Source organism: Gilliamella mensalis (genome assembly GCF_900103085.1).
Classification (GTDB): domain Bacteria; phylum Pseudomonadota; class Gammaproteobacteria; order Enterobacterales; family Orbaceae; genus Gilliamella; species Gilliamella mensalis.
In genome coordinates this window covers 71,225-91,779 of sequence record NZ_FMWR01000010.1, presented here as the reverse complement: position 1 = coordinate 91,779, position 20,555 = coordinate 71,225, and the positions used below count along the sequence as shown (strand labels likewise).

General features: G+C 35.0%; 19 protein-coding genes and 2 tRNA genes. 12 read left to right on the top strand and 9 right to left on the bottom strand.

The genetic code is table 11. From position 1 onward, the window contains the following. Nucleotides 1–94 precede the first annotated feature (94 nt). Nucleotides 95–844, top strand: coding sequence for a M15 family metallopeptidase (locus BQ5209_RS05830; protein ID WP_085247607.1), 750 nt, complete (start codon nucleotides 95–97; stop codon nucleotides 842–844). A 12-nt stretch (nucleotides 845–856) separates the two neighbouring features. Here the strand turns inward: BQ5209_RS05830 and BQ5209_RS05825 are convergent, their stop codons facing one another. Further along, nucleotides 857–2,152, bottom strand: a complete 1,296-nt coding sequence (locus tag BQ5209_RS05825; protein WP_085247606.1) for an ATP-binding protein — start codon at nucleotides 2,150–2,152, stop codon at nucleotides 857–859. Between the two features lie 19 nt (nucleotides 2,153–2,171). Then, complete coding sequence (locus BQ5209_RS05820) at nucleotides 2,172–2,852, bottom strand: response regulator transcription factor (protein WP_085247655.1); 681 nt, start codon at nucleotides 2,850–2,852, stop codon at nucleotides 2,172–2,174. 566 nt (nucleotides 2,853–3,418) lie between these two features. On the opposite strand from BQ5209_RS05820, the gene BQ5209_RS05810 reads away from it, so the two are divergent. The 3 genes from BQ5209_RS05810 (at nucleotide 3,419) to asd (ending at nucleotide 5,135) form a co-directional block, all read left to right on the top strand. Continuing rightward, nucleotides 3,419–3,494 (top strand) — tRNA-His (locus BQ5209_RS05810). Between the two features lie 24 nt (nucleotides 3,495–3,518). Next, a tRNA-Pro gene (locus BQ5209_RS05805) sits at nucleotides 3,519–3,595 on the top strand. A 436-nt stretch (nucleotides 3,596–4,031) separates the two neighbouring features. Beyond that, nucleotides 4,032–5,135 carry an aspartate-semialdehyde dehydrogenase gene (gene asd, locus BQ5209_RS05800; protein ID WP_085247604.1) on the top strand — a complete coding sequence of 368 codons (1,104 nt, stop codon included), beginning with the start codon at nucleotides 4,032–4,034 and terminating at the stop codon, nucleotides 5,133–5,135. 62 nt (nucleotides 5,136–5,197) lie between these two features. Here the strand turns inward: asd and BQ5209_RS05795 are convergent, their stop codons facing one another. The 3 genes from BQ5209_RS05795 to nagB are packed head-to-tail and all read right to left on the bottom strand — an operon-like array spanning nucleotide 5,198 to nucleotide 8,424. Then, complete coding sequence (locus tag BQ5209_RS05795) at nucleotides 5,198–6,427, bottom strand: ROK family protein (RefSeq protein WP_085247603.1); 1,230 nt, start codon at nucleotides 6,425–6,427, stop codon at nucleotides 5,198–5,200. A gap of 36 nt (nucleotides 6,428–6,463) precedes the next feature. Then, nucleotides 6,464–7,606 (bottom strand): N-acetylglucosamine-6-phosphate deacetylase, encoded by a 1,143-nt coding sequence (gene nagA / locus BQ5209_RS05790; RefSeq protein WP_085247602.1) that lies wholly within the window; start codon nucleotides 7,604–7,606, stop codon nucleotides 6,464–6,466. Nucleotides 7,607–7,617: 11 nt separating this feature from the next. Then, nucleotides 7,618–8,424 (bottom strand): glucosamine-6-phosphate deaminase, encoded by an 807-nt coding sequence (gene nagB, locus BQ5209_RS05785; RefSeq protein WP_085247601.1) that lies wholly within the window; start codon nucleotides 8,422–8,424, stop codon nucleotides 7,618–7,620. A 242-nt stretch (nucleotides 8,425–8,666) separates the two neighbouring features. Between nagB and nagE the strand changes: the two genes are divergently transcribed. Then, complete coding sequence (gene nagE / locus BQ5209_RS05780; protein ID WP_085247600.1) at nucleotides 8,667–10,160, top strand: N-acetylglucosamine-specific PTS transporter subunit IIBC; 1,494 nt, start codon at nucleotides 8,667–8,669, stop codon at nucleotides 10,158–10,160. 180 nt (nucleotides 10,161–10,340) lie between these two features. On the opposite strand, the gene tusC is transcribed toward nagE, so the two are convergent. From tusC to fkpA, 3 genes are read right to left on the bottom strand one after another with little or no spacing between them, the layout of a single operon-like run. Next, entirely contained in the window at nucleotides 10,341–10,694 is a 354-nt protein-coding gene (gene tusC, locus BQ5209_RS05775) for a sulfurtransferase complex subunit TusC (protein WP_085247599.1), read from the bottom strand. A gap of 15 nt (nucleotides 10,695–10,709) precedes the next feature. Further along, the gene (gene tusD / locus BQ5209_RS05770) at nucleotides 10,710–11,075 is read right to left on the bottom strand and encodes a sulfurtransferase complex subunit TusD (RefSeq protein WP_143421861.1); all 366 of its coding nucleotides are present in this window, start codon (nucleotides 11,073–11,075) and stop codon (nucleotides 10,710–10,712) included. Nucleotides 11,076–11,079: 4 nt separating this feature from the next. Next, complete coding sequence (gene fkpA / locus BQ5209_RS05765) at nucleotides 11,080–11,895, bottom strand: FKBP-type peptidyl-prolyl cis-trans isomerase (protein ID WP_085247597.1); 816 nt, start codon at nucleotides 11,893–11,895, stop codon at nucleotides 11,080–11,082. A 232-nt stretch (nucleotides 11,896–12,127) separates the two neighbouring features. On the opposite strand from fkpA, the gene fabZ reads away from it, so the two are divergent. The 4 genes from fabZ to rnhB are packed head-to-tail and all read left to right on the top strand — an operon-like array spanning nucleotide 12,128 to nucleotide 15,135. Then, on the top strand, nucleotides 12,128–12,574 hold the full coding sequence (fabZ, locus tag BQ5209_RS05760; RefSeq protein WP_085247596.1) for a 3-hydroxyacyl-ACP dehydratase FabZ: 447 nt from the start codon (nucleotides 12,128–12,130) through the stop codon (nucleotides 12,572–12,574). A 43-nt stretch (nucleotides 12,575–12,617) separates the two neighbouring features. Continuing rightward, complete coding sequence (lpxA, locus tag BQ5209_RS05755; protein ID WP_085247595.1) at nucleotides 12,618–13,397, top strand: acyl-ACP--UDP-N-acetylglucosamine O-acyltransferase; 780 nt, start codon at nucleotides 12,618–12,620, stop codon at nucleotides 13,395–13,397. Further along, the gene (gene lpxB / locus BQ5209_RS05750; RefSeq protein WP_085247594.1) at nucleotides 13,397–14,551 is read left to right on the top strand and encodes a lipid-A-disaccharide synthase; all 1,155 of its coding nucleotides are present in this window, start codon (nucleotides 13,397–13,399) and stop codon (nucleotides 14,549–14,551) included. The genes lpxA and lpxB overlap by 1 nt, the downstream gene beginning before the upstream one ends. Continuing rightward, nucleotides 14,545–15,135 (top strand): ribonuclease HII, encoded by a 591-nt coding sequence (rnhB, locus tag BQ5209_RS05745; RefSeq protein ID WP_085247593.1) that lies wholly within the window; start codon nucleotides 14,545–14,547, stop codon nucleotides 15,133–15,135. Before lpxB ends, rnhB begins: the two co-directional genes overlap by 7 nt. A 373-nt stretch (nucleotides 15,136–15,508) precedes the next feature. Here the strand turns inward: rnhB and BQ5209_RS05740 are convergent, their stop codons facing one another. Then, on the bottom strand, nucleotides 15,509–16,798 hold the full coding sequence (locus BQ5209_RS05740; RefSeq protein WP_085247592.1) for an NAD(P)/FAD-dependent oxidoreductase: 1,290 nt from the start codon (nucleotides 16,796–16,798) through the stop codon (nucleotides 15,509–15,511). A gap of 351 nt (nucleotides 16,799–17,149) precedes the next feature. Between BQ5209_RS05740 and BQ5209_RS05735 the strand changes: the two genes are divergently transcribed. From BQ5209_RS05735 to BQ5209_RS05725, 3 genes are read left to right on the top strand one after another with little or no spacing between them, the layout of a single operon-like run. Continuing rightward, a complete protein-coding gene (locus tag BQ5209_RS05735; RefSeq protein ID WP_085247591.1) occupies nucleotides 17,150–18,121 on the top strand; it encodes an HlyD family secretion protein in 972 nt (323 codons plus the stop codon). Then, nucleotides 18,121–19,242, top strand: coding sequence for an ABC transporter permease (locus BQ5209_RS05730; protein ID WP_085247654.1), 1,122 nt, complete (start codon nucleotides 18,121–18,123; stop codon nucleotides 19,240–19,242). The genes BQ5209_RS05735 and BQ5209_RS05730 overlap by 1 nt, the downstream gene beginning before the upstream one ends. A gap of 17 nt (nucleotides 19,243–19,259) precedes the next feature. Then, complete coding sequence (locus tag BQ5209_RS05725) at nucleotides 19,260–20,420, top strand: ABC transporter permease (protein ID WP_370737829.1); 1,161 nt, start codon at nucleotides 19,260–19,262, stop codon at nucleotides 20,418–20,420. Nucleotides 20,421–20,555 lie beyond the last annotated feature (135 nt).

Sequence of the window (20,555 nt, the reverse complement as noted above, 5' to 3'; positions counted from 1 at the left end):
GTTTTTACACATTATGGCTATTTTAATTTTTAGGAAAAGGATTATACTGTTTTTAACTTAATCTGGCTAATAGAATATTGGTAATGCTCAAAAGATGAAAAATTCAACACTACTTAACAAAATGGGCAGTTTGATTTTAAACTTAGCGTTACTTTTATTTTCTACTTTTACTATGGCACAACAAATCCCTCTAAATAAACTGATTGGGCAGTTTGATGAAAAAAAAGACGATAATTTTATCGCATTAGATTCAACCATATTGCCTGTAAATAAAAAAGGAATGTATCTGCAAAAAGAGCCTACCGAGCAACTTATTAAAGCTTATAATGATTTTAAAAAAGTTCATCCAGACATTCCTTTTATCGTAGTAAGCGCAACGCGGAGTTATACTTACCAAAATGGAATTTGGCAACGAAAATGGGATGCATTGTCTACTAAGTTCAATGACCCGCAAAAAGTTGCGAAACAAATTTTAAAATATTCATCAATGCCAGGTACTTCTCGTCATCACTGGGGCACAGATATCGATATTACGAGTGTTTCATCAGAATATTTTAAGTATGATAAAAAAGGAGCCATTCTTTATAAATGGCTACAAGAGAACCTACCTAAATATGGATTTTGCCAAGCATTCAATGATGGAAGAAAAGGGGGATATCAACCCGAAGAATGGCACTGGTCATATAAACCGATCGCTAGTCAATATATTGCGCAATATCAAGCTATATTACAAAGCGAACCACACACTATCATGAAAACATTAACATTTACAGGTCACGATAAAATTGAACTGGAAAATCTTGTTAAAGAGTATGTATTAACTGTTAATACAGATTGCTATTAATATATTTTAATATTAACGTTTTCTCCAATATGGCAAGCGTATTGTTACAACAAGTCCGCCACCATCACGATTAGTTGCTTGGATAGTACCGTTATGCATGATGACCGTTTTTCTAGCTATTGCTAACCCTAAACCATAGCCTTTGCCTAATTGTGGAGACTGAATTCGGACAAACGGTTCAAAAATACTGGATAATTTATTCGCTTCAACGCCTGGTCCACGATCTTTAACTTCAATTTGTAAATACTTGCCTGTTTCTTTTAATGATACATCTACTTCTTGTCCAGCTTTTGAGAAGCGAATAGCATTACGGATAATATTTTCAACAGCGCGGCGTATCTGTTCTGAATTGCCTTTAACAATTGAATGAGTAATTGATGATGAAATGAAATGTACATCAATTAACTGGTGGTTCGCTTCATAGTTAGCGTCATTGATAACTACACTTATTAAATCTTTTAAGTCAAAATATTCATCGGTGCGATTATTCATTTCAGCACGAGAATAGTTTAGGATCTCACCAATTAACTGATCTAATCGTTCTGATTCTAATTCTATTCTAGCCAAAGCAGTATCAATATTCTGCTTATTTTGTTGAGCAAGCCCAATTGCTAACTGTAAACGAGCAAGTGGCGTTCTGAGTTCATGAGATACATCATGAAGGAGTGATTGACGATCAGATATCAAGATATTAAGTTGCTCAACCATCATATCGAAATCTTTACCTAGCTCACTTAATTCATCACGACGAGGTTTTAATTGATTGAATAATCTAACAGAAAGATCACCTTGAGAGACTCTGAAAAAACCTTGTCTTAATAGTCTCATTGGTCTAGTTAAATTCCATGCTAAAAAAAGACTAAAAACAAGCCCAACGCATATTCCCATTAATACAATTAGCAGGGGCATATTGAATAATGCTTTTTTACCACGATCATCTTTATCTTCTTTAAATGAAACCGAATAAAGTGTTCCGTCTGGCGCGACAGCCATACGTTGATAAGCATATGAGGGTGTTTCTAATTCATCGTTCAGAATATTGACTTGATCATTTAATGGAGAAACTAATTTTATTGACAATAAAACTCTTTCTCGCTCAGGCAAATGCGCGATAAAATTAAGTGTCTCATCTTCACCTGCGACATGTAACAACTGAGCGATCATATCGACTTTTGTCGGCATATGATTAAGAAATCTTTGATTTTTATTTTCTACATAAATAGAAAACGCAATCCAAGTTAATTGAAAGGTTAGATAAAAAATAACTCCAAATATAATGAGTATTTTCCAGAATAATCGACGATTCATACCAAAAGCCTATTAGTCGTTAACGGATACGGTAACCGACTGCTCTAATTGTTTCAATAGTTACATCATTTTGTGCTACTTGATGTAATTTTTGACGAATATTACTAATATGAACATCGACACTACGATCGTAAAGTTCTCGTGCTCGACCAAGCCCAATCTCGGATAACTCTTCTTTTGTAACCACGCGCTCACTATGTTTTACCAACAGAACTAATAAATTAAACTCAGTTGAAGTTAAATCAATGGCTTGTCCATTCCAAGTACATAATCGCTGTGGAAGATCTAAAGTTAAACCATTAAAATGGTATTTTTTATCATCCACTATTTCGACGGAACGTTCATCAAAACGTCGTAAAACAGCTCGCAATCTTGCAAGTAATTCACGTGGATAACATGGTTTAGGAATATAATCATCAGCACCTAATTCTAATCCCAAAACTCGATCAATATTATCGCCTTTGGCAGTTAACATAATAACAGGCATATTGCACTGTTGACGGATACATTTAAGAACATCGATGCCATTAATATCTGGTAGCATTACATCTAAAATTGCTGCACGATATTTACCTGATAGTGCTTCATCAATCCCATCTTTACCCAAATAAACACTTTTGATATTAAAACCTTCATTAGTCAAATATTCACTAAGCATTTGTGATAGTTCAATATCATCGTCAATTAATAAAATATTTATCATAATCGCAATCGCCATTAGTTATTTAATTTAGGTTTTTACATTATTGCAATAATAAAAAAAAAGTCAGGTTCTTTTACTAAAATATTACATATTTTGAACGATTCCTGATAACTAAATTTACTATTAAAATAATATAAACAGTTTTAGATCATCTATACGTTATAGTATATGTTTTAAACAAACAATTAAGAGCATAAGTAACCGAGCATTCATTATGCAATCACATCACTCAATTTATCATCCAAATATAATAAATTAATATTTATATGATTTTTTTTAAATTTTAACTTATAACATCTACTATTGTAGATAGAATATGGAGATAAAAAATGAAACAACAAGTAGTGCAGTAAGAATAAATTTTGTAAAGCCCAAAGCGTTTGATACAGAGTTAAGTTATACAAAACTAATATTTGTACTAAAACTGTTCATGGAAAATTTTATATTGAGAGTCGTCAAATTTTATACCTTTATCGTTTTATATCTAACCAATTGGCGTATTTTTTAAAAATTATACTGGACAATATTATTTTTTATGCGTAATATTTCGTCCTGCTTCTATGGTGGCTATAGCTCAGTTGGTAGAGCCCTGGATTGTGATTCCAGTTGTCGTGGGTTCGAATCCCATTAGCCACCCCATTTATAGAATGCAAAAATATCTAACGGCGAGTAGCGCAGCTTGGTAGCGCAACTGGTTTGGGACCAGTGGGTCGGAGGTTCGAATCCTCTCTCGCCGACCAATTTTCAATAAAAAAGCCTGCTTTATCCAAGTGGGCTTTTTTATTGTCTTCTAAACAATTAACAGGTGCTTAAAGATTGATACAATTTGATTGATGCCCTGTCATTTTTTTCATATTCAAATCCTCTGTTACTTTTATCATGGAGAATTTTCAACTTTTTGGCTGTACTATTTAGGGGGGAGTTACAAAAGTAATATTTGTTTATAATAATACAAACAACAGAAATAAATATTTAATTCTGTTATATTCATCCAATAAAAATCTACGTTTAGCTTACTTAAACTCTCATTCAAATCAAAAATAACATAAACGCATATAAAACCACGTTATCAATTCGTTGCCTACAAAAATAATTCTTATCTGACTTGTTTTATGATGATATTTTGCTTTAATAGTGAAAATATCTTTTTATAACATCTACTTTTGGAAATAAAATATGAAAAATGTTGGTTTTGTCGGTTGGCGTGGAATGGTAGGTTCTGTTCTTATGCAACGTATGGTTGAAGAACATGATTTTGATTATATCAATCCAGTTTTCTTTTCTACTTCTCAAGCAGGTCAAGCTGCTCCTACTTTTGGCGGTAAAACAGGCACATTACAAAGTGCAGATAATATTGATGCATTAAAAGCGTTAGATATTATTGTTACTTGCCAAGGTGGTGATTATACCTCCGAGATTTATGCAAAATTACGCGCAACGGGCTGGCAAGGTTATTGGATTGATGCAGCATCAACATTACGTATGGCTGATGATGCAATTATCGTGCTCGATCCAGTGAACAAAGCTAACATTGATGCTGCTTTAGATAAAGGTATTAAAACCTTTGTTGGTGGTAATTGTACTGTGAGCTTAATGTTAATGTCTCTCGGTGGTTTATTTGCTGAAAATCTTGTTGATTGGGTTTCGGTTTCAACTTATCAAGCTGCTTCAGGTGGTGGTGCGCGCCATATGCGTGAACTACTTACTCAAATGGGCATGCTAAATGCTGAGGTTGCCAAAGAGTTACAAAATCCGCATTCTTCTATTTTAGATATTGAGAGAAAAGTGACTCAAAAAATGCGGGATGGTAGCTTGCCTACTGATAACTTCGGTGTGCCATTAGCCGGTAGTTTAATTCCTTGGATCGATAAGGCGCTTGATAATGGTCAAAGCAAAGAGGAATGGAAAGGACAAGCTGAAACCAATAAAATCTTAGGTACCAGTCAAATTATTCCAGTTGATGGACTTTGTATTCGTATAGGGGCACTACGTTGTCATAGCCAAGCTTTTACCATTAAATTGAAAAAAGATATCAGTATACCCGAAATTGAAAAACTGCTTGCCGCTCATAATGATTGGGTAAAAGTCGTACCTAATGATCGTCAATTATCCATGAGGGAATTAACGCCAGCAGCTGTTACTGGTACGTTAACAACACCGGTTGGGCGTTTACGAAAATTGAATATGGGCAAAGATTATCTTTCTGCTTTTACAGTGGGTGACCAATTATTATGGGGTGCGGCTGAACCATTACGAAGAATGTTACGCATTTTAGCCTAAATTTAGAAATAATATAGCAAAGCCCGATTAATTGGTCGGGCTTTATTTTTTATCACAATAGATTACTGTTGTGTATCGTCTAATAATGTCATTAATAACGATCCATTAAATAAAGCTTGCTGTACTAGTGCAAATGCCCCAATTGCCGATCTATCATTAAGTGATGAGCAAGTAATGGTCAGGTTTTTGCGTAAATCTTCTAAGCTTTGAGCGTTTAATGCACTATTGACTGCGTTTAATAGTATTTCGGGCGACTTGGTGAGTTCACCGGCTAATACGATTCGTTGGGGATTAAAGATGTTTACCATAATTGCAACTGCTCTGCCAAGGTTTTCACCTGCATCTTTAACTAGTTTTATAGCTAGCTCATCACCTTGATTGGCGTATTGACAGATATGATTAATGTCACAGTGCTTGGCTGTCAATTTGGATACATAACCTTGTTCAATCATCTGTTTAGCTCGGTATTCAATGGCTTTGTTCACTACACGGTTTTCTAAACAACCAAAGTTACCGCAATGGCAGCGTTCACCTAATGCATCGACTTGAATATGCCCAACTTCGCAAGCGCTTTGATTATGGTTTGTAAGCAGTTGCTGATTAACGATAACGCCAGAGCCTACACCACGGTGTACACGAATTAAAATTGAATCATCAATATATTGTGTTGATCCAAAATAACTTTCAGCTAATGCTAAACTTTGAATATCATTACCTAAGAAAATAGATACATTAAATTTTTCTTGTAGGACTTTGGCTAAAGCCCACTCTTTCACTTGAATGTGTGGCGTATAACGGATAACGCCATTGACAGAATCAATTAAGCCAGGAAGTACAACGGATATTGCAACTAAATGTTTTATTTTTTTTCTATTTTCCACAATGAATTCTTTAATCAATGTAATTAAATATTCTTGTACTTTTCGTTGGGTAAAATTGGTAATTGGATATGTGTTTGACGCAAGACATTTAGCCCCTAAGTCAAAAAGCTCAATGGTGACATGAGAACGGCTTAATTGCACAGCAATGGCTTGGTAGTGTCCAAATTTAGCTTCAATTGAAACCGCAGGTCGTCCCCCTGTTGATTGCTGGGCATCGACTTCTTTAATTAATTTCTTTTTAAGAAGTTGGCGGGTTATTTTAGTAATACTTGCTGGTGCTAATTGACTAATTTCGGCCAATTGAATACGAGAAACAGGCGCTTGCTGAACAATCAAACGATAAATCATTGCATAATTTAGCTGTTTGATTAATTCAGCATTACCAACTAAGTTCAGATAATTAAATGTCATATATTACTCAATATTTTTCATTAATTATCTGATATTCTAGCGATTCATTTCTCCATTAACAACCGTTTTCACTACCGTAAAGTCACGATTAAAGATAACAAGGTTTGCAATTTTGCCTTCACTAATACTACCAAGATGTTTATCCACACCAATTGCTTTGGCAGGGTAAAGTGTTGCCATTCTTAACGCTTCATCTAACGCAATGCCTACATATTCCACAGCATTTTTTACTGCATCAATCATGGTTAATGCTGAACCACCAAGAGTGCCGTTTTCGTCCACACAGCGTCCATTTTTATAATAAATGGTTTTACCTGCAAATATGCCAGATTCTAAATTAGAGCCAGCAAGTAGCATTGCATCGGTAATTAAGATTAAATGATCTTGTTTAATTTTGTGACTATTGCGAATATTTGCCCAACTGACATGTTGACCATCAGCAATAATGCCAACATACACTTCAGGTTCATCATAAATTGCACCAACTACGCCTGGTTCGCGTCCAGAAATATAAGGCATGGCATTAAATAGGTGAGTTCCTAAACGAATACCATCGTTAAATCCACGACGACAATCATCATAATGACCATTGGAATGCCCAACAGAAACATGAATACCTGCGTTAACCAGTTGCTTGATAAAATGACTTTCAACTTTTTCTGGTGCTAAGGTAATAATTTTAATGACATCAGCATTTTCACATAGAAAATCAATCATTTCTTGCGAAGGCTGACGAATAATATTTTCATCATGGATCCCTTTCTTTTCTAGACTAATATAGGGACCTTCAAGGTGTAAACCAAGCGCTTGATTGGTATGCGTAGCTAAATATTCACGCATCACTTTAACCGCCTTTATCATAAATTCATCAGTTGATGTAATTAAAGTCGGTAAATAACTTGTACAACCCGAGATAAGATTGGTGGCTTGCATTGATTCTAATGTCTCAATGCTTAGTGCATCAAGTGTTTCATTAAATTGCACCCCACCACAGCCATTGACTTGAATATCAATAAAACCAGGTGCAACCATTGCACCTTGTAAATTTTCAATTTTAATATCCACAGGTAACTCGTCTTGTTTGCAGATCTGTGCAATTTTATCTCCGTTGATAACAACGGCGTGATTTTCAAGAATTTCATAACCTGTATAGATGCGACAATTTGTTAATGCGTACATTGATTTATCCTTTATAAAACGGTCACTTTAAGATTATCAGCTTCCATTTGCTTAAAATATTTTAGTGTTTTCACTTTAAGATCATCAGTACTTGGTTCATCACAAACAATGATTGATGCTGGATGCATTTGTAGTGCAGTTACTGTCCAAAGGTGATTTACAGAACCTTCAACACCGGCTTGTAACGCTAAGCTTTTATTATGACCACAAACTAATAAAATGACTTCTTGTGCATCCATTAAAGTTCCAACACCAATGGTTAATGCATATTTTGGTACTTGATTAACATCATTATCAAAGAAACGAGAATTAGCAATTCGTGTATCTTCAGTTAATGTTTTGATCCGAGTACGAGAACAAAGTGAAGATCCTGGTTCATTAAATGCGATATGTCCATCTTGACCAACCCCACCTACAAAAATATTGATTTTGCCATAAGCTTTGATTTTTGCTTCATATTGACGACATTCTTCATCAATATCTGGTGCATTACCATTTAGTATATGGATATTGTTTTTATCAATATCAATATGGTTAAAGAAATTTTCGTACATAAATGTGTGATAACTTTGTGGATGATCTTCTGGAAGTCCAACATATTCATCCATATTAAAAGTCACAACATGTTTAAAGCTAACATGACCTGCTTTATAATGTTTAATTAATTGTTGATACATTACTAACGGTGAGCTTCCTGTTGGTAAGCCTAGTAAAAATGGTCGATCTGCGGTTGGTTTGAATTGGTTAATTTTATTAACAATGCGTTGTGCGACCCAAGCGCCGGCTTTTTGAGCATTTTGTAAAGGGATAAGTCTCATAAGATGATACCTCTTTTGATATAATTAATAACTTATTTTTTTAAGTAAAAAATGTTGATTACATTTTACTATATAAAAGCAACTAATCAAAAAAAAATCGTGATTATAGTCACAAAAACAAATAATTAATTTGCGAAGTAAAATAATATAGAGTGAAATAAAGAAGACTTACTTATAATCGATTAAAAATGTAAAATTTTATTACATTTTTATATGCCCTTAAAAATATATGAGGTTAACTTATGGGAATTTTAGCTTATATGCAACGTATTGGGCGCTCACTGATGGTGCCTGTCGCAGTACTACCCGCCGCCGCAATACTACTAGGGATTGGGTATTGGATTAACAGCGTGGAATGGGGAGCTAATAGTATTAGCGCTATATTTTTAATAAAATCAGGAAATGCAATTATTGGCAATATGCCAATACTTTTTGCTATTGGTGTGGCTTACGGTATGTCTAAAGATAAAGATGGTGCCGCTGCACTTGCTGGATTGGTTGGTTTTTTAATTATTACTACTCTGTTATCGCCTGAGTCAGTAGCTCTTTTCCAAGGGATAAATATAAAAAATGAAGGCTGGGAAATGTTAATATCACCAGCGTATGAAAAAATTAATAATCAATTTATTGGTATTTTAGTTGGGATTATCTCGGCTGAATTATACAATCGATTTAGCTCAGTAGAATTACATAAAGCATTAGCTTTCTTTAGTGGTAAACGTTTAGTTCCGATTATCGTTTCTGTGGTAATGCTATTTATTTCTGTGATTTTTTATTTTATATGGCCTGTTGTATTTAGCGCATTAATAACATTTGGTGAGTGGATTAAGGACTTAGGCGCAGTTGGAGCAGGTATTTATGGATTTTTCAACCGTTTACTTATTCCAGTCGGCTTACACCATGCTTTAAACTCAGTGTTTTGGTTTGATGTTGCTGGTATTAATGATATTCATAATTTTTTAGCTGGACAAGATGCAATTAATTCAGGTGAGGCTATTGTAGGTGTTACTGGGCGTTACCAAGCAGGTTTTTTCCCAATTATGATGTTTGGTTTACCTGGAGCTGCATTAGCGATGTACCATACAGCTAAAAAAGGTAATAAAGATAAAACAGCTTCAATTATGTTAGCTGCTTCATTCGCTGCATTTTTGACTGGAGTTACTGAACCGTTAGAATTTGCGTTTATGTTTGTTGCACCAGTACTTTATTTATTACATGCTATTTTAACAGGTATTTCTCTGTTTATTGCTGCTTCTATGCAATGGATATGTGGGTTTGGTTTCAGCGCAGGTCTAACCGATATGTTACTACAATCAAGCAATCCACTTGCCGTACATTGGTATATGCTTATACTTCAAGGTTTAGTGTTCTTTATTGTTTACTATGTTGCATTTCGTTTTGTAATTGTTAAATTCAACCTTAAAACACCAGGTCGTGAAGATGAAGATACCACAGTTTCATCAACCGAAAACACTCAGCAAAAACAAGCAATTGGTGATACATCGAAACTTGCAGAGCAATATTTAGCTGTTGTTGGTGGCAAAGAAAATTTAACCAATATTGATTCTTGTATTACACGTTTACGTTTAGGTGTTCATGATTCAGATCTTATTGATGAGCAAGCGGCCAAAGCGCTTGGCGCAATGGCAGTGATTAAGTTAGGTAAAACTGGCGCACAAATTATTGTTGGAACTCAAGCTGAAAAAATTGCTGATCAAATGAAAAAATTAGTTTAGTCAAAAAACTAAATCAAATGAAACTATAGCCCACTCTATTTAAGCATCGAAAAAAAATGGCGTGGGTTATTTATTTGATTTAAAAAAATAAAAAATTAAATAAAATCAATTGTTTTTCTGAGTGATTTTGTTTGGATATAAATCTTGTTGTGGCGTGATATTTTATATTGCAGTATAAAATTAGAATCGCAATATTACATCTTGAGTGGTTAATAATTGAGCTATCGATAGCGTATCAATCACTTTACTTGGGATATTACGAGATATCTGGGTTAGATTTCTTGATTTAAGGGATGATTTACATACATATACATCATCAACGTCATAAAGTTCAAGCATATTAAAAGTTGCAATATAATCGCGCATTAAAATTTGATCTGGTTGCTGATTAGGTAACAAATGAAATACACCATCATTGACAAAAAAAACAGAAATTTGGTTAAAAGCTGAGGTCGCCAATGCGATATCTAGTGCTTCTCGACCTTTGGCATTTCCATGAGGTGGCGAGCTAATAATTATTGCTACTTTTTTCATTTGCCCCCCCTAACTTTAAAACTGAATAGTACGATCTGTGGTTGCAATTGATTCACTCAATTCACCAAGACCAGTTAATTCAAAACGATCAGCTAGGTTATTTTCGATAATGCCACGACGCTGTGCTGCTGCTACACAAACCGTTAACGCAAAAGCGTGTTTTTGAGATAATTCTTGCCATGCCGAAACTAATTTAAATTCATCATTAGCGGGATCGGTATAGCGGTTGCCATTATAAACACCATCGGCATAAAAAAAGATATTCTTAATAGTATGAGGAGTATTCGATAGTAAGGCTTGTGCAAATTGATACGCACAATAAGCAGATTGGGTCCCATAAGCAGGACCCATAACAACAAGTGTATAGCTTAGTGAACTAATCAAATTATTTATCTGATTGTTCAGATTGTTCTTGATTTTGAACTGGCGTTGATTCTTCAGCTTTATCACCATCAATACCAAGTAACTCAACTTCAAACACTAACGTTGATGCAGGTTGGATCCCTGCTTTATCTTGTTGCCCTGGAAGACTTTGATCACCATAAGCTAAATCAGGTGGTACAACCAATTTAATCTTACCACCAACGCCGATCAATTGAATTCCTTCTGTCCAACCTTTGATAACACCATTAAGTGGAAATGTAGCGGTTTCACCACGATCATAAGAACTATCAAATTTACGTCCATCCGTTAATGTGCCTAAATAATGAACAATTACAGTATCTTTAGCGGTTGGATGACGTCCTGATCCTTCGGTAATAATTTGGTAAAGTAAACCAGATTTGGTTTGTTTAACACCATCTTGTTTAGCAAATTCTTCACGGAATTTGTCACCGGCAGCTGTATTTTCGCTTTTTTGTTTTTCAAAACGCGCTTGGCTTTCTTCTTGAATTCGTTTACCAAACGCATCTAAGATATTTTTAACATCATCTTTTGAAAGTTGAGATGCATCATGAAATGTTTCATTAAAACCACTAATTAAATATTCTTTGTCTGGATTAATTTCATTTTGTTCTAAGTTTGACTTCATGTATGTTGCAAATGACGACCCCAAAGCATAAGCTTCTTTTTGTGCATCAGTTGAAATTGTGATTTGATTAGTTGCGGAACTACTAGTGTCAGATGACTTTTTATCATCACAACCAGCTAATGCTAGTACAATCGCACTACTTACTAAGGTCATTTTAATCAATGATTTCATTATACTTCTCCGTGTTGTCAACTTTTGTAGCTAATTATTCTAACTATTATATATGATTTCCCACTGAATAATAGAGTGATTTATAAATCATTTATTTAATTAAGTTAGTTTAACATTTCATCAATATTTTGGAATAAATAAAACCGGCTATTTAAATCATCCTTGAGTGAAACATGCATCCTCAGTTATAATGTATAAAATTTATAGCAAATAATGTATAAGGATAGCTATTTTGACTACCGAACTTAATGCCCTTGATATTGAAGAAATTATCAGTTTATTACCCCATCGTTATCCATTTTTAATGGTTGATCGCGTGCTTAGTTATGAAAAAGGTAAAACATTAAAAGCGATAAAAAATGTTACTGTAAATGAACCATTCTTTCAGGGGCACTTCCCTAATAAACCGATTTTCCCAGGTGTATTAATTTTAGAAGCAATGGCACAAGCTACAGGAATTTTAGCATTTAAAAGCATTGAAGAGTTATCTCCTGGGCAACTTTATTATTTCGCTTCAATTGACAAAGCACGTTTTAAACGTCCTGTTGTACCTGGTGATCAACTTGTGTTGGATGTTGAATATATTAAAGAGCGTCGTGGCATTGCGCTATTCCATGGTATTGCAACCGTTGATGGCAAGTTAGTTTGCGAAGCTGAAATGATGTGTGCTCGTAAATAACATTTGGTATTTTACATATTCCAAATTGTTTTAAGGAAATACTATGGCAACAGAAATACATCCAAGTTCAGTCATTGAAAAAGGTGCTAAAATCGGCGATAACGTCAAAATTGGTCCTTTTTGTTTTATTGGTGAAAATGTTGAAATTGGTGACGGAACATTTTTAAAATCACACGTTGTCATCAATGGTCACACCAAAATTGGTAAAGATAACCAAATTTATCAATTTGTCTCAATTGGTGAAGTAAACCAAGATTTAAAATATCGTGGAGAACCAACGCGCACTGAAATCGGCGATCGTAATATGATTCGCGAAAGCGTAACTATTCACCGTGGTACGGTTCAAGGTGGTGAATTAACTCGTATTGGTAGTGATAATTTATTGATGATCAATGCGCACGTTGCGCACGATTGTCATATTGGTAATCACTGTATTTTAGCAAATAATGCTACTTTAGGTGGGCATGTTCAATTAGACGATTATGTCATTATAGGTGGTATGACAGCTGTTCATCAATTTTGTGTGATTGGATCACATGTAATGGTCGGTGGTTGTTCTGGCGTTGCGCAAGACGTTCCACCTTATGTTATTGCTCAAGGTAATCATGCAACACCGCATGGCGTGAATTACGAAGGCTTAAAACGCAGAGGGTTTAGTAAAGATGCCTTACAGGCGATTCGTAATAGCTATAAAATTCTTTATCGAAATGGCTTAATGTTAGACGAAGCCAAAGTTGAAATTGCAACCCTTGCCCAACAATATCCTGAAGTACAACTCTTTGTTGACTTTTTTGCACGCTCAACGCGTGGCATTATTCGTTAATGACCAATAAACCATTAACCATTGCCTTAGTCGCTGGAGAAACCTCTGGTGACATTCTTGGCGCAGGATTAATTTGTGCGCTAAAAAATTATCATCCCAATATTAAATTTGTTGGTATAGCTGGTCCAAAAATGCAAGCCGAAGGTTGTAGGGCTTGGTATGAAATGGATGAATTATCGGTTATGGGCATTGTTGAAGTATTGGGACGATTACGCCGTATTTTATCTATTCGCCGGGATATCACTAAACGTTTAATTGAACTTAAACCCGATATATTTATTGGTATTGATGCACCTGATTTTAATCTTTCCCTAGAGGGTAAGCTAAAGCAAGCGGGAATTAAAACCATTCATTATGTTAGCCCCTCTGTTTGGGCTTGGAAGCAAAAACGGGTTTTCAAAATTAAACGTAATACCAATCTTATTTTAGCTTTTTTACCGTTTGAAAAAACATTTTATGATAAATTTGATGTGCCTTGCCGCTTTATTGGTCATAAAATGGCGGATGACATTCCCCTTATTCCCGATCAAATAGCGATGCGTCAGTTATTAGGTGTTCCGACTGGTTGCCCCTGTTTAGCATTATTACCGGGTAGTCGTCATGCTGAAGTGACATTACTATCAGCTCCTTTTTTAGCGGCTGCGCAACTATTACGTCAACGTTATCCTAATTTACATATTGTTGTGCCATTAGTGAATGAAAAAAGACGAAAAGAGTTTGAACAGATTAAAGCAGAAGTTGCCCCACAACTTGACATACAATTATTAGATGGTCATGCCCGTGAAGCAATGATTGCCAGTGATGCTGCAATTTTAGCCTCCGGTACTGTGGCACTAGAATGTATGTTAGCCAAATGTCCTATGGTTGTAGGTTATAAGATGAAACCTTTAACTTTTTGGCTTGCTAAAAAATTAATTAAAACACCTTATGTCTCATTACCTAACATTTTAACTGGTAAAGCCTTGGTTCCAGAGTTATTACAGCAAGATTGCACACCTGAAAATATCGCCAATCACATTATTCCCTTGTTAGAAGGTGATAATTCTGAGCTAAAACAGACATTTTTATCTTTGCATAAACAAATCCGTTGTAATGCCGATGAACAAGCGGCTAAAGCAGTACTTGATGTATTAGAGGATGTACATTGTTGTTAGACTTTACTTATCCAGATATAACACTTATTGCAGGCGTCGATGAAGTAGGACGTGGTCCACTGTGTGGTGATGTGGTCACTGCTGCGGTTATTTTAGATCCTAACAAGCCAATTAAAGGCTTAACTGACTCTAAAAAACTGACTGAAAAAAAACGAGAACAGCTATTTGATATAATCAAACAGGATGCTTTAGCGTGGAATATTGCCCGCGCTTCAGTGGATGAAATAGATAAATTAAACATATTACATGCCACTATGCTAGCAATGCAGCGTGCTGTATCAGGTTTATCTATTAAACCCAATTTTGTATTAGTCGATGGTAATCGTTGCCCTGATTTTGGTATTCAAACTCAAGCGGTCATTAAAGGCGATTTATTGGTAGCAGAGATTAGCGCTGCTTCAATTTTGGCTAAAGTTACACGTGATCGTGAAATGGTTGAGCTGGATAAGTTGTATCCACAATATGGTCTTGCTAAGCATAAAGGTTATCCGACTAAAGCGCATTTAGCGGCAATCGAACAACACGGTATTAATCATCTATATCGTAAAAGCTTTGCACCAGTTAAGAATTTAGCGTTATTTTAATACTAGCTTTAATCCTACCATTGCTTATCAACCGTTATCAGCTATGGTGAATTATACATAGAAAGTGATAAAACAACTATTTCTTAATAAAGGCATCTTATTATCGTAACGTTTTCTATTTTTAATAAAAATAATATCCATATGGCTGCATGGCGAGTTTATTGTTTGTTTAGTAGCGAGGTTTTATTCTGATTGTGAAGATGGAAAAATGTTTATAGCTAGCAATACTAATTAAAACTAATTAAAGTGAATTAAAAACAGCATAGACACTAAAACAAAACGTATATACATCAATAATGCTATACCTATTTTGAATAAATAGCTACTTATCAAAGGTATTTTGTAAGTAGCTATCAAACAAAAGGAGAAGAACCTAATCTTGATGAGTAAAGATAGATGCAAATTTACTTTTGTACATTTCTTTGCTAGCTTTAGCAAATCGGATTGTTTTGAAAATACCCAATAAGCTTGCTTGATGCATACGATACAATAGGCGATGAATAGTTAAAGCAAAAAATCCTTTAACATTCATTTCTCGTTTTCCTGCAATTTTAACCACACCTTGTGCTGTATCATGCAGGGAAATAATCGTTCCATTATCGGTATAATTAAACGATTTCATTGACTTATTATTTAACATGTTAACAATATTTTCAAAACAGATTTTTGCCATCTGATGTGCAGCTTGTGCTGTAGCGGGAGCTGCTCGTCCGCTGTTTTGCATCGCGTAAGCACAATCACCAATAACAAAAATATTATCATCGCGTGTTGTTTGTAGCGTCGGTTTAACAACAAGTTGATTAGAACGACTTGATTCTAAACCAGCAATATCTTTTAGATAGTCAGGTGCTTTTACACCAGCAGTCCAGATCATAATATCTGCGTTGATGGTATCGCCTTCTTTTGGATAAAAGCCATCACTTTCCGCTTTAGTTATCATGGTTTTGGTTAACACATGAATACCACGTTTTTGTAATGTTTCGGTAATACCTAATGCTGTTTTTTCAGGTAATGCTGGTAAAATACGATCAGTTGCTTCAATAACCGATATATCCAATACATCTGAACACATTTTATTTTGGCCACAAGCACCAAATGTTTCAACCATATGAGGTAATTCGGAAGCTAATTCAACTCCAGTTGCGCCACCACCAACAATAGCAATACGAATCTTATCTTCATTAGTTGCTTCATGTTTATCAATAATTGAACAAAAACTAGCAAATTTTGCAATAAGTGTTTCACGTAAACGAATTGCAGCATTTTGGTCATCTAAAAAGATACAATGTTCTTTAACACCAGGCGTACCAAAATCGTTTGAAGTACTGCCTATTGCCATAACTAAAATATCATATGGAATAGAAACAGACTCGTGATTTAAGTTTTCAATAATAACTTGTTTTTCTTCACGATTAAGATTAGTAAAAGTACCTTGATTAAATTGGAAATTGTGTTGTTGCCCTTGTGCAGCATAATCGATTTTATCCGCTTGTTCGTTTAAAACGCCTGTGGCAACTTCGTGTAATAGTGGTTTCCATAAGTGATAACTGTTTTTATCAATCAGCGTAATTTCGGCTTGGTCACCTTTGCCTAGTTTATCACCAAGGTCTGTTGCTAGTTCTAATCCCCCAGCACCACCACCAATAATAACTATTTTTTTCATATATTAATGCCTTATCATTTTCTTTAAAAATATCATACTAAATAACTAGGTTTTTATCTATTTCTTTTGACTGATATCATTTATATATAAAATCTATTAAAGTGGTGGTTTGTAATCATTAAAAATTATCTTAATCAAGTATAGAAAGCTGACTTACAGCGATTACTTGCTGTAATAGTAAATTAGTATTGATATTGTATGATTTTTAAATTAAATTGGCATTAGCAGTAAAAATAAAGCACTTTTCGTGCAATGCGGAGACGAAAATTTACGTATGTTTATTTGACCAAGCATATAATAAATTTAATTCTCTATGTCTTATCTCTTTACTACCACTCTATACAAAATTTTATGAACAAAAAAATTTTTACTAGTATTGCGTTAATCGTTATTTTAATATCAATGACGATCTTAATTCGCTCACATAACAGTCAACTTATCCTACAAGGTGAAGTTGATGCACCAAATGTTAGTGTTGCCTCTAAAGCCAAAGGTCGAGTACAAGTCATCCATGTCCGTCGTGGAGATGATGTTAAACCTAATGATGTCCTTATTACACTCGATAGCCCAGAACTCTTAGCTCAGGTTAAAGCTGCTGAAGCTGCGCGAGACCAAGCAAAAGCACAATTAGCACTTTCAGATCATGGAACACGTGAAGAAAGCATTCGTTATTACGAAGCAATTTTAGAGCAAGCAAAAGTAACGTATGATAATGCTTCCAAAGAATATGATCGTAACAAAACTATTTCGGCCAAAGGTTATGTTTCTCAATCAATTTTAGATAATGCTTTAAAAACACGAGATTCAGCCTTTCAACAGGTTCAATCAGCGCAAGCTAATTTAGACCAAGCTAAAAATGGTGATCGAGTTGAACAACGTGCAATTTATGCAGCCAAATTAGAAGAAGTTGAGGAACAACTTAAACAGCTACAAATACAATATGATGATTTACAAGTTAAAGCGCAAGTCGCTGGTGAAATAGGATCTATTCCTGCTGAAGTAGGTGAATTATTTAATGCTAATAGCCCATTATTAACTGTGATTCAACTCCCTCAAGCTTACTTTGTGTTTAACCTACGTGAAGATATTATGTCTAATATTCGTAAAGGCGATCACATTACGCTTGAAGTGCCCGCGCTTAATCAAAAAGAGGTTGAAGCTGAAATTCGTTATATAGCACCAATGGGCGATTATGCAACGAAACGCGCAACAAGGGCAACAGGGGATTTTGATTTGAAAACTTTTGAAGTAAGGCTTTATCCTGTTGCACCGGTTAAAGGCTTACGTGCTGGTATGAGCACATTATGGAAGTTGGACCAATAATGTTAGATTTCTGGCACCGTTTTAAAGATGCATTTAATGATGAAATACCGCAAATTTTTAGGCGATTTACATTTCATTGGTTAATGTGGATTATGCCACTAATTATTTTTTTTCTAATTAGTAGCATCTTCTATCGAGGTGTATTGTTAGATTTGCCAGTAGGCTATATTGACCACGATAAGAGTACGTTGTCGCGTGAAATTGTTCGTAATCTCAATGCTGCAGCGCATGCGGATCTTATCAATTATAACGACCAACTTTTAGATGCTGAGCGTGATGTACAAAAAGCGAAAATTTATGCGTTGCTTTATATTCCACCTAATTTTGAAGCGGATGTATTATCAGGTCGCCAACCAACGCCAATGCTTTACTATAATGCTTTATATTATAGTGCTGGTTTATATTCGATCATGGATTATTCAGGGTTGATAGCAACACTTAATACGCAATATCGCACCACCATGGCGACAAGCATTGGCATGCCGGTTCCACCATTGGCTAAAGTGAATTTTAATTATGATGGTTTATTTAATGCCAGTGGTAACTCTATGTACTTCCAACAATTTTCAGCGGTAGTACATTTATTGCAGTTATTTGTTGTAACTACAACAATTCATATTTTAGCGCAATTACCAAAGCGAACGCGTGCTAATTACCCTTTTGTTTTAGGAAAATTAGCACCTTATACAATTTGGTTTACCATGCTGCTTATTTTTGAAATTGCCATGCTCGTTTTGTTTTCTAATGCGCGTGTATCGGGTTCCCCTTTTGCCATGATGACGGTGGTATTTTTCTATGTTATTGCTGCACAAAGCATTGGTATTTTACTATACACATTTACTAAAACCCCCATTAATGCTTATACCTATATAGGTCTTTTAGTTGGGCTTGCATTAACTTATTCTGGTGTTGTTGTGCCTGAACTATCTATGCCATGGATTGCTAGGTTTATTTCTTCTCTTGAGCCATTAACTTATGCACTAAATAAACTGTTCGATCTGTTTTTACGTCATTCTAGCTATTTTTCGGTGTTAAAAACTTGTGGTATTTTAATGATCTATCCAATAATTATTACCTTGCTAGTCAGAAAGCGCTTAGTAAGGCGTTTGCATTCACAGTGAGAGGGTAGATTTAGATGATTAAGATTTTTTGGTCTTCATTTATAAGAATATTTTTCCTTTTGTTAGGGCGACCAATGTGGTTATTGTTGCTATTGTCTGTGTCATTAATGAGTCTTGTTTATATCAATGGCACCATCACCAATTTACCGGTAGCTATTGTGGATCAAGATCATACCCCAACCAGCCGTGGTTTAATCCGCTCTTTAGAAACCAGCTCAAAAATTGATACAATTATCTACGAAAGCTCACTACAAGCTTATGATGATATCAATCATCGCAAAATTTTTGCTGTGATAACTATTCCTAGAGATTTTGAAAAACGTTTAATAAGCGGACAGGAAGTTACCATTCCTGCATATGGTGATGCTTCAAGTCGCCTAGCTAATGGTCTAATACAAGTTGATATAAAAGGGATTTATCAGCAGATATTAACTGAATATAATACCAAAATAATGCGTAATAATGGATTTTCAGAAGAACAGATCAATATCATTTTATCACCTATTAAAAGTCAAACCGAACCCCTTTATAATGCAGGTATCAGTTTTGCTGCAATTACCTTTCCTGGGTTATTAGTGATGTTGTTGCAGCACTCTTTTTTAATTGCTTCAACGCGTACTAATATCACCCTCAATTCGCTACCCCAAGGCAAACCACCTAAAATTGTCATGTTTGGCAGCTTATGTGGGTTATTACCTATTTGGTTATTTTTATCTATTGTGCTATTTGGGTTATGGCCTTGGGTACTTGGCTATCGGCAATTGGCCAGTATTCCAGAAATACTTATCATGACATTTCCACTATTGCTTGGTGCGCTGGGCTTAAGTAAATTACTCACTGAATGTTTACGCCGTACAGAGATGATATACCTTACATTGGCATTTTTAACCACGCCGGTTTTCTACCTTTCAGGAACTATTTGGCCACTCAGTGCTATGCCTGTATGGGTGCGATGTGTTTCTTATTCTCTACCTTCAACTTGGGCAACCAATATGATTGCAGGTGTGAATCAAATGGGGCTAAGCTTATCGGATAACTGGCTGAACATATTGATGATACTTTTACTTGGCGTAATATATAGTACACTTGGTATATTTGTATCAGCATTACGTGAAGGAAAAGTTAGAAGAGTATTTAGAAAAATGAAAACGTTGCGATATTTCAAAATGCGCAGCTAAATGATTAAGATCGATCCAGCATGTAATTGGAAATAATCTGAAAGTTATTAGAGATATTTTTATCATCAATACCGTGAACTTTTTTTGTATTGCTGTTATTATGATTAATAGCTTTCACTATAAATAATGTACTGA

Bases quoted from the DNA above. Each gene is read 5' to 3' on its own strand.
- BQ5209_RS05830 (WP_085247607.1), top strand. From the start codon at position 95: ATGAAAAATTCAACACTACTTAACAAAATGGGCAGTTTGATTTTAAAC.
- BQ5209_RS05825 (WP_085247606.1), bottom strand. From the start codon at position 2,152: ATGAATCGTCGATTATTCTGGAAAATACTCATTATATTTGGAGTTATT.
- asd (WP_085247604.1), top strand. From the start codon at position 4,032: ATGAAAAATGTTGGTTTTGTCGGTTGGCGTGGAATGGTAGGTTCTGTT.
- BQ5209_RS05795 (WP_085247603.1), bottom strand. From the start codon at position 6,427: ATGACATTTAATTATCTGAACTTAGTTGGTAATGCTGAATTAATCAAA.
- nagA (WP_085247602.1), bottom strand. From the start codon at position 7,606: ATGTACGCATTAACAAATTGTCGCATCTATACAGGTTATGAAATTCTT.
- nagB (WP_085247601.1), bottom strand. From the start codon at position 8,424: ATGAGACTTATCCCTTTACAAAATGCTCAAAAAGCCGGCGCTTGGGTC.
- nagE (WP_085247600.1), top strand. From the start codon at position 8,667: ATGGGAATTTTAGCTTATATGCAACGTATTGGGCGCTCACTGATGGTG.
- tusC (WP_085247599.1), bottom strand. From the start codon at position 10,694: ATGAAAAAAGTAGCAATAATTATTAGCTCGCCACCTCATGGAAATGCC.
- fkpA (WP_085247597.1), bottom strand. From the start codon at position 11,895: ATGAAATCATTGATTAAAATGACCTTAGTAAGTAGTGCGATTGTACTA.
- lpxA (WP_085247595.1), top strand. From the start codon at position 12,618: ATGGCAACAGAAATACATCCAAGTTCAGTCATTGAAAAAGGTGCTAAA.
- lpxB (WP_085247594.1), top strand. From the start codon at position 13,397: ATGACCAATAAACCATTAACCATTGCCTTAGTCGCTGGAGAAACCTCT.
- BQ5209_RS05740 (WP_085247592.1), bottom strand. From the start codon at position 16,798: ATGAAAAAAATAGTTATTATTGGTGGTGGTGCTGGGGGATTAGAACTA.
- BQ5209_RS05735 (WP_085247591.1), top strand. From the start codon at position 17,150: ATGAACAAAAAAATTTTTACTAGTATTGCGTTAATCGTTATTTTAATA.
- BQ5209_RS05730 (WP_085247654.1), top strand. From the start codon at position 18,121: ATGTTAGATTTCTGGCACCGTTTTAAAGATGCATTTAATGATGAAATA.